We start from the raw sequence: 12,736 nt of genomic DNA, 5'->3' as shown, positions 1-12,736 counted from the left end.
CTTTTGTTGTATTTATTCCTTTATAGTAGTTGTATAAATTTTTCTTTGAAGAAAATATTTATACAACTATTGATTATAAATGTTTTATAAATATAAAGTGGAGCTGGAGGGATTCGAACCCTCGTCCAAACGAGGAACTAATGAGCTTTCTACATGCTTATCTTCGCTTTGATTGTCGGGTATGAACAAGACCGAAGCCACCAATCCATACCTTAGCCTTTAAAATTTCATGGGCGGCACAAGGCAGGCTACCCACTATTTCCGATATTATTGCACCACCGTTTCGGAACGCTTCGGAACAACAGCAACCGGGTGATGTCTTGTCTCCACAACTGTTGCGGAGATTAAGCTAATCTACTATACTTCGATTAAGCAGCAAGAGCGTAGTTATTTTCGCCAGTTAAATTTTTGATGTCTGAGATTATAGAGCAAGCCATCCACGCTCTGCATGCTTACACACCATTTCTACCCGCTGTCAAAACCGGTCAGCCCCGTAGATTTGTGTATCGTAAAATATTATTGATTTTACGCACTACAAAGATATGCTTTTTGATCATAGTAGCGAACAGAGTTTTAATTTTTAACTTTTCAGCAACATAATCATTTTTATTGCCAAATCAAAAAATACGATCTTTCCGTTTGCATTTTGCGATATGTCCGATTCTGCCCTGCTCAGTTCATTCATCAATGAAATAATATTACGTTCGTGTATGAACGGTGCGAAACGTGTGGAAAATTGTTCTTCCCTACTATTTAAATAGTTGATTTCGGGAATATGAAGATTATAAATATAATTTTCCCGTAACATACGTTGAGTATAAGCCAGAAAACGTTTTTCTTTTTCTCTTCCCATATCGGCAGCCTCTTCACTCCATGCCTTTAAATCTTTTATTTTTCTGCCGTAGGCCAGACGCATGAGGCGCACGAAAAGGTCGAAGAAATATTGATTTTCTTCTGAAAGCTGTATCGTTTCCAGAGCTTTAATAAAATTTCCGTTTGCAATGTGTGCCACAGCATCGGCATCTTGTCGTTCTAAAGAGTATCGAGTCTGCAACGCTTCCGATATTTTTTCAGGAGGAACAGATCGCATATTAATGCGTTGTGAACGAGAAAGTATAGTGCCCAATATTTTGTCGGGTTGATTACTGACCAGTAAAAAGACTGTCTTCTCGTATGGTTCTTCCAGTATTTTCAGCAATTTGTTGGCACATACGGGATTCATTAATTCGGGTAACCAGATAATCATGATTTTATAATCCGATTCATAAGTTTTGAGACTTATTTTCCGAATAATTTCACGACTTTCGTCGGCATAGATGCTTACTTGGGAATTTTCCGCATCGATATAAGAAAGCCAATGTTCCAATGAAAGATATTGATTCTCGGAGAGGCATTTGCGCCATTCATCTATGTAGTCATCGCACAAACGTTTTTTCTTTTTTTCATTCTTGTAAATCGGAAATACAAAGTGAATGTCGGGGTGCATGACCGAACTGAATTGTTTGCATGACGGACACACACCACAGGCATCATCTTCACCCTTGTTCGTGCATTGTATATATCGGGCATAAGCAAGAGCCAAAGGTAATTTCCCGATTCCTTCAGGCCCGCAAAACAGTTGAGCATGAGCTATCTGTCCGGATTTTACAGAATGTATCAATCTTTTCTTTACCTCATCTTGTCCGATAATATCTTTGAAAAACACGATAATTACCTCCTTCTTATTGTTTTAATATACTTGCCGTGCTACACGTTTTACACTTTCGGTAGCCATCATTGAGTAAAAGTGGATGCTTGGGACTCCTTTTTCTTTTAGTTCCTTAGCCTGTAATGTACACCATTCTACGCCAACCTCTTTAGCATCTTCATCGGTTTTGCATTTTCTTAATTCAGAGGCCAGTGTCTCGGGAAGATCGACGTGGAAAACCTTTGGTAGAACCGTAAGTTGATTGCGGAAGTTTATAGGTTTGATACCCGGAATAATAGGTACATCGATACCTTCGCTCTTGCAACGATCGACAAAAGAAAAGTATTTTTCATTATCGAAAAACATTTGTGTTACAACATATTCTGCTCCTGCTTTTACCTTTTCTTTAAGCCAAAAAAGATCTGAATCGGGATTGGGTGCTTCATCGTGCTTTTCAGGATATCCTGCTACACCGTAAGAAAACGGAGTGTCCATAAGTGACATTTTGCTACCGTCCAGAAAAAAACCTTCATTAAATCGGTTTACTTGAGCCTGCAGATCGATAGCATGGGCATGACCTTCAGGGGTCGGAATAAATCTATTTTCGTGTTTAGCCTTGTCTCCTCGTAAAATCAGAAGATCGCATATTCCGAGAAAATTCAGATCTATCAAAGCATATTCCGTTTCACTTTGAGTAAATCCGCTACATATTAAATGGGGAACAGCAGGAATTTGATATTTATTTTGAATGGCAGCAGCTACAGCAACAGTACCGGGACGGGTGCGAACGGCTACGCGTTTATATAATCCCCCCTCCATATCTTTATATAAAAATTCGCTTCGGTGAGTAGTGATATTTATGTATTTGGGATCGAATTCCCGTAAAGTATCTATCGTATTGAAAATTTTCTCGATACTGTTCCCCTTTAGTGGGGGGAGCACTTCAAAAGAAAATGCAGTGGTAGGACTGTTTTTTATTAAATCTATAACTTTCATTGGCTTGTTATTTGTTTTTACAAAAGTAATATTTTTAGGTAATATGTCTATGCAAAAGTATGGAATATAGATTTGAGAATAGATCAATTGTAAAATTGTGTTTCTGATATTTCGATTATTTACTATAATAATTAAATATGGTTAATTGAGTATCGATTTTTTGTTTATTTGTTTGCGTAAATAAAAATATGCCGTACATTTGCAATGTGTTTTTCATGGTATTAGATTTAAGGTTAACGAAGATTGGTTGTCGGGATGACAACCATTTTTTTTATCTCTACTTTTCAGTTTGTTAAAATCAAAAAAAGTTGGCTTTATAGTGTGTTTTTAATTTTCCGATAAAGAAAAATTATACAGTTCTCTTTCAACCTGTTTTTTCGGACAAAAATATCCCGAAATCGTCTTTTGTAGGTGGAACGGGCGATTCAGATGTTTACCTGAATCGATTTTGTAAAGTGCCGTTTCTTTGCAGGAATAAATTGTCAATTTATTGAATCAACAAGATTATTTTAATGTAAGATAGGGGAGGATATACTCTTAATTTGCATTTAATATTTTTTTAATTATTTACTAATACGAATAACTTGTAAAAATTAATGCTTCTTTTATCTCTTTGTAAAATGAAAGAGCAGACTATAAAAATGTCGTATTATGCGTATTTGACAATCAATAAAAATTTAATGTTTAATTAAAAGTAAATCGAAATAACATGAGAAAGATCTTATTGACGGTATCGCTTATTTTTATTGCTTTTGTAGTAAGTGCATTGCAAATTGAAGCAAATAATAATAAAGCGAATATTTTAACTGAGAGGGTAAATAACCGTTCTTGTGAAAAAACTTATCGCTTTTTTACAGATGAAGATTTGAAGAATGTAGAAGCTTCTGCTAAAACCGAATGGGGTGCTAAGATTGTCGATATGTTGAAAGAAAGAGTTGACGAACGTGTCCGTTACGGTTTTAACATTCCCGATAAATCGACTGGGCGTAGTCAGAATTATATTTGCCCTGTGCATAAAAAGCTTTTTAAATTCGAGCTTGACAAGCCTCATGATCATTACTGTCCTGATTGTGAAAAATATTATAAAAATGACTTTTTCGATGCTTGTTGGCGCAATATCTATCAGCATAACATGCAATATTTCATTGTCGATTGCGGTTATTTATATTTAGCTACAAAAGATAAAAAATATTTTGATTACCTAAAGGAAATCTTTTTGGAATATGCCGATAAATATCCGCAATATCCGGTTTATACAAAAGAGCAAGTTGCTAAATCTTATTATTTGGGCAGAATGTTTGAACAATGGTTAGAAGATGCCATGTGGTTTTCCGATGTTTGTCCGATTTATGAAATCATAAGAGATGGTCTGACGCAGCAAGAGAGAGAAAAAATCGAGAAAAATCTGTTTCAGGAAGCTGCCGATATGATTACAGCTCGTCGTGGACAGCATAATTGGCAGGCTTGGAATAATGCTATGCGTACATCGTTGGCTGTAACTTTAAAAAATGACGAGATGATGGATTATGCGGTTAACGGTAGTGTCGGCTATATCGAAGAGTTCAAAAAAATGGTTTATGATGACGGCTGGTATAAAGAAGCTTCGCCCGGCTATCACTATTTCCCGCTTAAGGCTCTTTTGCAGACGGCAAATGCAGCAAGAGCTTGCGGTATAGATCTTTATAATGAGAAACTGGAAAGTATGCTTACGGGTGTTGTTAAAGCAATGTATCCGAACATGACTTTTCCTGCTCATAATGACGGGGGATATATGTCCGATATTTCAAATCAAGATTTTTTATATGAAATGGGATATTCCCGCTTCAAAGATCCTTTTATCTTGCAAATCTTGGCGAAAGTCTATGCGACTAAAGATCGAAATTCGGCATTGGCTTTGCTTACAAATGTCGATATTAAACCGGATAAAACGCCGTTGAAACAAGATAGTTATCTGTTTGATGATACGGGAATCGCAATTTTGCGTTCAGGAGATAATACGTTGGTTTTCCGTTACGGTTTTAGTGATGGAGGGCACAGTCATCCCGACCGACTTTCGGTTACGTTACACAATGGAGAGAGAGAAATTCTTACAGATTGCGGTACTTATAGTTATGCACAACCTGCATATTTAGGATGGCAAAAGCGAGGATTGTCTCATAATCTCGTATTGGTGGACGGGCAAGATATGCAGATCAGAGGAGCTAAAACAGCAGGTAAGTTACTGTCGTTCGATCCTGATAAAAACGGAGGTATGGCTTCGGCTGTATTGGATAATAATGGTTATACTGGGGTAAAACTGACTCGTACGGTAGAACTTGATCGCAATAAATTTATAGATCGGTTCGAGGCGCAGTCTGAAGAAGAGCACACTTATGATTATGTTCTGGCTTTATCTGATAAGCCGGAACTCGGAGACGGCTTTATAGATGTTCGTTTCGAAGGTAAATCTCCGGCTTATGAATTTATAAAAGGCGTAAAGTCTAAAATTTATAAGAATGGCATCGTGACTTTTAAAGCCGGAACAACTAAATTTGAAATTAGGAATACCTATAAAACTCCCATTGAAGTTTTTTGGGCAGAAGCACCGGATATTATGTACGGTAGTTCCGAAAAAGATACGCATACAATAAAATCATATATGCTTGTGGTGCGGACCAAAGGAAAAAATCTTTCTATAAGTAGTGATGTAATATTGAGTAAAAAACGTTAGTAAACCGTAGCGCAAAAAGTATTTGTTGGTAAAAAGACTGTTCAAGAAATAACGGATAGCTATTTCTTGAACAGTCTTTTTATATAACAGATTATCGATATTGAAGTAAATTGGTCTAATTGTTATATTAATTGACAGATTTTTTACTACAAAAAAAAGTATCTATTCCTAATTTTGATAAATCCTTTTATCAAGGATTAAGATTATGTCTATTATGCTGAAAATTAAATTGCAGATATCATGAAAAATTTGTTCATTTTATTTTTATTTTTCACCCCATTCGGGTTGTTTGCTCAAGAGCCGGTAACGCAGAGTGAAGATGGTAAGAGTCTGATTGTTCAGCTGAAAAAACATATAGCCTTTTTTGATGCTGACAGTGTGAGAATATCTACGGAGATGTTTAATGATTCGTTGGCAACATTAAAATATTTTATGAGCTCAAGAAATGTAGAGGATACTACAGTTTTTCTGTTGACGAGAAAATTTTCTAAAAATTATCGGGAATGTATTGGAGAAAGACTGCCCGATTTGGAGGTTGAGGATTTAGCCGGGAATAAATTGACAGTCGGAAAAAATAAGAATATCTCGTTAATTGTTTTTTGGAATATCTATTGTCCTCCCTGCATTAAAGAACTCAAAATATTAGATGCTCTCAAAGACGAATATCCCGAGACCGACATTTTTGCCATTACAGGTAATAGTCGGGATACAATCCGTTCTTTTATGCAAAAGCATAATTTTAGGTGGGAAAATATACATCTTATCCCGGATTGCAGCTATGAGGAAAAATATCCGCTCTTTAAAGAAATACAGATAGCTCCGTTCAGTGTAATTGTAGATCGTAATCTGGTAATAAAAGACGTGTTTGTTGCGGAAGGAATGCGCAGGATGCTGACCGTTTTGGATTCATTGGATAAAGAATTTGAATAAACCTATGAAAGCCATTAATATTGGATATCATGAAAAAATTGCTCGTTTTACTTTTATTTTTTATCCCATTCGGATTATTTGCTCAAGAATCGGTAACACGAAGTGAAGATGGTAAGAGTTTGATCGTTCAACCCAAAAAACATGTAGCTTTTTTTGATGCTGACAGTGTGAGAATATCTATGGAGATGTTTAATGATTCGTTGGCAACATTAAAATATATTATCACCTCAAGAAATGTAGAGGATACCACAGCTTTTCTGTTGATGAGAAAAATTCCTAAAAATTATCGGGAATGTATTGGAGAAAAACTGCCCGATTTGGAGGTTGAGGATTTAGCCGGGAATAAACTGGCGGTCGGGAAAAATAAGAATATCTCGTTAATTGTTTTTTGGAGTATTTATTGTCCTCCCTGCATTAAAGAGCTCAAAATATTAGATGACCTCATTGACGAATATCCCGAGACCGACATTTTTGCCATTACAGGTAATAGTCGGGATACAATCCGTTCTTTTATGCAAAAGCATAATTTTAGGTGGGAAAATATACATCTTATCCCGGATTGCAGCTATGAGGAAAAATATCCGCTCTTTAAAGAAATACAGATAGCTCCGTTCAGTGTAATTGTAGATCGTAATCTGGTAATAAAAAACGTGTTTGTTGCGGAAGGAATGCGCAGGATGCTGACCGTTTTGGATTCTTTGGATAAAGAATTTGAATAAATCTATGAGAGTTAATTATTAAATATTATATATCATGAAAAAGCTGACAGTTTTATTCTTTTTGTGTATTATATCTTTTATTGCAAATGCGACCATTTCTGAGATGAGTTTTGGAAAGTGGAGTATTAAATTTAATGATGAGACAAAACAAGCGGAATTCGTAAAAGAGGGTGTGACCGTGCTTAAAGATGTCAAAATAAAGTTTAAAAACGGGGATATACTCTTGAATGCTTCTTCGTATAACTCTGTAAAAATAAAACAAGAGGATATTGTCGATGAAGTGGGTAATGCCCGGAAATTTACCATTGAATATACCGGCAGTGAAAATCCGGATAACCCTATAGTTTATCAAAATTTTTATTTATATGACGGACAAGATTATTTTCTTACCGATGTAATATTGCAGTCTCCGGACAATTCGATTATATCGAGCAATTATATTGCGCCTATCAGTACCGAAGCAGATAATCTGTTTTTGCCTGCCGACGTTAATAATCGATTTATAACAGTTCCTTTTGATAATGACGGGTTTATAACGTATGCTTCTTATCCTTTGAGTTGTAGTCAGACAGACCCGGAGTCTTTGGCTATCGGTCGTGTTGCCCGAGACTCTATTTCAATGGAAGTCTCGGCGATATTTAATGGTGAAACGCAGTTAGGGCTTGTTGTCGGCTCTGTCGATCATGATACATGGAAATCTGCAGTCAGGATAACCGGAAGTCCGTTAGCTCAAGGTAAGATCACCAATCTTGAATGCTTTAGCGGTGTTACGCATCATATAACGCGCGATATGATAGATGGTGTATTAAAACCTCATGGTGCTGTAAAGGGACAGCAGGTAAAATCTGCCCGTATGATCGTTCATTATTCCGGTGACTGGCGTACCGGATTGGAGACTTTTGGTGATGTATGTTGTGCTATTGCTCCGAAAAGAAGTTGGAATAAACCTGCACCTTACGGTTGGAGTAGTTGGGGAGGCATGGGTACTGAAATCAGCTATGATGGTGTTGTGTCGGTATCGGATTTTATAAAGGAGAATATTCAGAATAAAGGCGGATTCGGTGATGATGGTGTCGTTTTTATCAATTTAGATGCATCTTGGGATAAACTCGATTGGGATGAATTGAAGCAGTTTGTAAAACATTGTGAAGCAAACGGGCAAATGGCCGGAGCTTATTGGTCTCCGTTCTGCGATTATGCGGGAGTAGAAGATCGTGCCGTAGAAGGTAATAACGGGTATGTGTATGGACAAGCATTATTGAAGGTTTTCGGTAAGATTAAGTGGGAAGCCGGTGCGGCGTGTATGGATCCGACAGCTCCGGCTACACTTTCCCGTATCAACTTTTTTATAGATAAATTTAAAGATGCCGGAATCAAATGTTTGAAATTGGATTTTTTGAGTAACGGATCTATCGAGGCAGATAGTTATCGTAATCCGAAAATCACTACGGGCATTCAGGCTTATAATTATGGCATGAAGCATTTGCGAGAACGTGCCGGAGACGATATTTTTATCATCGAGTCGATATCTCCGCTTTTCCCTGCCAATTATGCCCATGCCCGTCGTATCAGTTGCGATGCTTGGGGAGAAATGTGGCATACGAGTTATATGATGAACAGTTTTTCATTCGGCTGGTGGCTTAGCCGTGTTTATTGTTTCAATGATCCGGACCATTTGGTAATGGGTGATCGTAGTGAAGCGGAAAATATATCGAGAATGACGACCGGAGCGGTAACCGGATATTGTATACTTGGTGATAATTTGTCAACAAAAGGGATTGCCGTCGGTTCGAAAATCAGTCAGGAAAAAGCTATAAAATTTTCTACCGTTGAGAAAGTAAATGATGTTATACGTTTGGGAAAATCTTTCCGTCCGGCTTATGGACATAAATTGTCGGGGCGCAATAATTCAGTCGATTTATTTTATCTCGAGACCGAAGATTCCTATTATATTGCTCATTTTAATTATGAATCGGGAGATAAAACCGGAACTATCGATTTTTCGTATATGAATATCGATCCCGAAAATATCGATGTCTCTAAAAGTTATGAGTGTTGGACGGGTGAGGGCATTACTCTTGATGAAAAGGGGCTTGTATATTCTTCTCCGAATAATATGGCAAAGATATATAGGCTTTTTAAGAAATAGTGCAATATAAGAATGGTAATGTGTAAATATAGGTTTATGAAAAATACTTTGGTTATATATTACATCATTTTGGGATTTTAATTTCCGATTGCGATGAATTTGCTATTATTTGATTAAATATTGCTATGTTTTGATGTGTAAAATATATTCTTTTGTACAACAGAAATAAAGCATGTTTTTGAGTTTGCGATCAGTATATTATTGAATGAAAGTTTGAAAATAAAAAAACATGAAAAAGCGATTATTGAGTTCTTTATTAAATGGAAATATAGTTTGTTGTAAGTCATTTGAAAAATGATGTGTGTATATCTTATATAGAATAGTAATCTTTACGTCAAGAATAGTTTTTCATGGTATTTTAGATTTAAGATTAAGGACGAGCGGTTGTCGGGATGGCAACCGCTCTTTTTTTGTTGAGGATGATTCTTCGATTTCTATTTGGTAGGAGGCTGTGTATGTTGAAAAATTATAGAAGAATAATCTATCTTTTATTTTATTCTATATCTTTGTTTTGATTAGAAAAATAAGATGTGGATTGATTGCAATAATTATGTAGAGGATATAAAGAATAGTCGGTCAAGTTTGGACGGCTTTTCACATTTATTATTTCCGATACGTTGGCAGATGATTTACGTCCGTTTTTTAAGATATTCCGGAAAAATTTTAGATAGGCTCTTAGGAAAGTAAGGAGGTAGAAGATGTTTAAATTGTTCAAAGAAATAAGAGTAAAGATTCTGATTGGATATTTGTTGCTGATAGTAATAGCTTTCTTTTCGGTATTCTTTTTATTTGATAAATTTTCCCGTCTTTCACTTCCCGATGAGGAAGAAAGTGCTATGCGAAGCAAGCGCTCTCTAATTAGTGAAACATTGACATTATTATATGAGTCGGAGAGTGACTTGCAGGCGTTGAGTAGCGGACACGTCCGTAATAGCAGGCATTATCATCAAACCTTTGATAAAATGTACCAGAATATAGATTCTTTGAAACAGTTAGTTACCGATACATTACAAAAGCAGCGGATGGATAGTATCATTGTGCTTCTAACCGAGAAAGAAGCCAACTCACTGGCATGGCTAAGGTTACGTAAAAATGCAGATATCGGTAATCTATATGAGCAAAATATTCAGAGAGAGATAACCCGCAGAGATTCGGTAGTTAGATCGGTACAAATCAGAAAAAAAATTGTAGTAAAACAAGATACCCTCACGGTCAGGAATCCGAGAAAAAGTTTCTTTAAGCGTTTGGCAGATGCTTTTTCTACACGAAAGGAAGATGAGAATACGGTGTATAGCCAATCGCAACAATTGATTACCGATACGGTTGTTCAACCTTATAATGCAGCAGATACGATTGCCAATATATTTTCCGATATACAGTATGCTGTTTTCGATCAGCAAAAAGAATTACAAGATCGAGTTACTCGTAGGAGCGAGGCTCTACGTTATAATAACCAAATTTTGTCGGTTAAAATCAATAATTTGGTAAGAGCTTTCGAGCAGGAAGAATTGGATAGATCTTTAGCACGTTATCAGGACAGAGATCAGGTGATGAGACATTCTGTACAGGTAGTGGGCGGGATTGCCGTGTTTTCTTTAGTTTTGGTAGTTCTTTTTATTATTTTTATTTGGAAAGATATTTCCCGGAGTAATCGTTATCGGAGAGAACTTGAAGAATCTAATCGTCGCGCGGAAGAATTATTGAAGAGCAGAGAGCAGTTGATGTTGACCATTACTCATGACATTAAAGCTCCTTTGAGCTCGATTATCGGTTATATCGATCTTTTATCCGGATATATTCGTGAATCCCGGGCGAAGTATTATTTGGAGAATATGAAGAGTTCGTCAGACCATCTTCTTCAATTGGTGACCGATTTATTGGATTACCATAGACTGGATTCTGATAAAATGGAAATACATAATGTGCCGTTTGAGCCGTATCGTTTTTTTTGTGAGATAGGCGATAGTTTTATACCTGTAGCAGGTAAAAAGAATTTAGAATTGATAACCGAAATCGATAAAGATTTGCAGGGTGCTTATTTGGGAGATCCTTTCCGTATTCGGCAAGTTGTAAATAATTTGCTTTCGAACGCTATAAAATTTACAGAAAAAGGCTCAGTTTCATTGCGAGTCAAGCTATTAGGTAGTCGATTGAAAATTCAGGTAGAAGATACTGGTATGGGAATTGCGGAAGATGATCGTGAACGCATTTTTAAGGAGTTTACGAGACTTCCCGGAGCACAGGGAGCTGAAGGCTTTGGTTTGGGATTGTCTATAACCAAAAAATTGGTTTTGCTTCTTGGCGGAAAAATTTCGGTCGATAGTACGCTCGGGCAAGGAACATGTTTTACGGCAATTATCCCGTTTGAGAAAACAGATATGGCAATACCGGAAGAAACAGCAGAAGAAAGTCCGGTGTTTGATATGGGAAAGAATGTTCGTTGTTTACTTGTAGATGATGATCGTTTGCAGCTTGAGCTTACGGCGTCATTAATGAAACGTTATAATTTTTCTTGTGTCTGTTGTGAACATCCGAAAGAGGTGCTTGGCTTATTGTCAGACCAAAAGTTCGATTTTGTATTCACAGATATTCAAATGCCTGAATTATCCGGCTTTGAATTAGTTCGTTTAATTCGTGCTTCAGATTTGCCGGAAGTTCGATCCATTCCTGTTGTTGCATTGACTGCTCGGTCGAATATGTCTGATAATGAATTTCTATCAGCGGGTTTTACGTCGCATTTAAATAAACCTTTTACGGGAAAGGAGTTATATGATCTTGTAATCCGATATTATCCGGATTATATTTCTGATTTATATACGGAAGAAACTGTTCATAATCCAGAGGTAGGACTTCGTTTTTCTGCGTTATTGGCGTTTGCAGGAGATGATAAAGATGCAGCTAATGAGATATTGGTGTCATTTGTCTCTGAGACGAGACAAAATCTGGAGCGATTTAGGAGTGCCCGTCAGGCTAAAGATATGAAGATGATATCTGCTGTGTCGCATAAATTGATACCGCTATTTACATTATTGGAACATCGGGAGTGTTCTGATATATTGATTGAATTGGAGAAAATTAAAGGAGAATTTAGTTCTGCAATTGATCGAAAGTGTCAACTTGTAGAAACTTGTATTATAAATACGGTCTCAGAGGCAGAACAGTATATCTCCCTACACAATTGAGGAAAAAATCTACATATTATGTGTGGAGTATTCTACATTTGAGAAGATATATATTAGTTATATTGTTTTTGTAATTTATTGATAATCATTGTGTAATTGTTGCCTGTCATTTTCTTGGCATATTTTTGGAATATTATGTTAGTGTGTTTATGAATAAAATACCAATATAATAAACTAAAAAATTGATGATTATGAAAAAGATGATTTTTAGTGTTGCTACAATTCTTTTTTTAGGTATTACAACAACAATTTATGCTCAAGAACCGGTGAAAAAAGATACGACAAAGACCGAACCTGCAAAGAATTTTGCTTTGATGGATGAACCGGTGAAAAAAGATACGGCAAAGACCGAACCTGCGAAGA

Annotated in this window: 7 protein-coding genes and 1 other RNA gene; 5 read left to right on the top strand and 3 right to left on the bottom strand. The window is 36.4% G+C overall.

Annotated elements, in window-relative coordinates:
* Window positions 1-95: 95 nt before the first annotated feature.
* From ssrA to metF, 3 genes are all read right to left on the bottom strand, one after another.
* Window positions 96-493: a transfer-messenger RNA gene (ssrA, locus tag Q0093_RS04415) on the bottom strand.
* 87 nt (window positions 494-580) lie between these two features.
* Window positions 581-1,705 (bottom strand): DNA polymerase III subunit delta', encoded by a 1,125-nt coding sequence (holB, locus tag Q0093_RS04410; protein WP_297928575.1) that lies wholly within the window; start codon window positions 1,703-1,705, stop codon window positions 581-583.
* Window positions 1,706-1,729: 24 nt separating this feature from the next.
* The gene (metF, locus tag Q0093_RS04405) at window positions 1,730-2,683 is read right to left on the bottom strand and encodes a methylenetetrahydrofolate reductase [NAD(P)H] (RefSeq protein ID WP_297928574.1); all 954 of its coding nucleotides are present in this window, start codon (window positions 2,681-2,683) and stop codon (window positions 1,730-1,732) included.
* A 709-nt stretch (window positions 2,684-3,392) separates the two neighbouring features.
* Between metF and Q0093_RS04400 the strand changes: the two genes are divergently transcribed.
* From Q0093_RS04400 to Q0093_RS04380, 5 genes are all read left to right on the top strand, one after another.
* Complete coding sequence (locus Q0093_RS04400; RefSeq protein ID WP_297928573.1) at window positions 3,393-5,393, top strand: alginate lyase family protein; 2,001 nt, start codon at window positions 3,393-3,395, stop codon at window positions 5,391-5,393.
* 240 nt (window positions 5,394-5,633) lie between these two features.
* The gene (locus tag Q0093_RS04395) at window positions 5,634-6,323 is read left to right on the top strand and encodes a TlpA disulfide reductase family protein (RefSeq protein ID WP_297928572.1); all 690 of its coding nucleotides are present in this window, start codon (window positions 5,634-5,636) and stop codon (window positions 6,321-6,323) included.
* Window positions 6,324-6,352: 29 nt separating this feature from the next.
* Window positions 6,353-7,042 (top strand): TlpA disulfide reductase family protein, encoded by a 690-nt coding sequence (locus Q0093_RS04390; protein ID WP_297928571.1) that lies wholly within the window; start codon window positions 6,353-6,355, stop codon window positions 7,040-7,042.
* A gap of 34 nt (window positions 7,043-7,076) precedes the next feature.
* On the top strand, window positions 7,077-9,191 hold the full coding sequence (locus tag Q0093_RS04385) for a hypothetical protein (RefSeq protein WP_297928570.1): 2,115 nt from the start codon (window positions 7,077-7,079) through the stop codon (window positions 9,189-9,191).
* Between the two features lie 698 nt (window positions 9,192-9,889).
* Window positions 9,890-12,373 (top strand): hybrid sensor histidine kinase/response regulator, encoded by a 2,484-nt coding sequence (locus Q0093_RS04380; RefSeq protein WP_297928569.1) that lies wholly within the window; start codon window positions 9,890-9,892, stop codon window positions 12,371-12,373.
* The last annotated feature ends 363 nt before the right edge of the window (window positions 12,374-12,736 follow it).

This window comes from uncultured Coprobacter sp. (genome assembly GCF_947855755.1).
In the GTDB taxonomy this organism is placed as follows: Bacteria; Bacteroidota; Bacteroidia; order Bacteroidales; family Coprobacteraceae; genus Coprobacter.
The sequence above is the reverse complement of the archived record's forward strand: the minus strand, read 5'-3'. Positions and strand labels throughout refer to the sequence as shown.

What these genes read in the sequence shown, in the direction of transcription:
- Q0093_RS04385 (WP_297928570.1), top strand. Translation starts at nt 7,077, where the DNA reads ATGAAAAAGCTGACAGTTTTATTCTTTTTGTGTATTATATCTTTTATT.
- Q0093_RS04395 (WP_297928572.1), top strand. Translation starts at nt 5,634, where the DNA reads ATGAAAAATTTGTTCATTTTATTTTTATTTTTCACCCCATTCGGGTTG.
- Q0093_RS04390 (WP_297928571.1), top strand. Translation starts at nt 6,353, where the DNA reads ATGAAAAAATTGCTCGTTTTACTTTTATTTTTTATCCCATTCGGATTA.
- Q0093_RS04380 (WP_297928569.1), top strand. Translation starts at nt 9,890, where the DNA reads ATGTTTAAATTGTTCAAAGAAATAAGAGTAAAGATTCTGATTGGATAT.
- metF (WP_297928574.1), bottom strand. Translation starts at nt 2,683, where the DNA reads ATGAAAGTTATAGATTTAATAAAAAACAGTCCTACCACTGCATTTTCT.
- Q0093_RS04400 (WP_297928573.1), top strand. Translation starts at nt 3,393, where the DNA reads ATGAGAAAGATCTTATTGACGGTATCGCTTATTTTTATTGCTTTTGTA.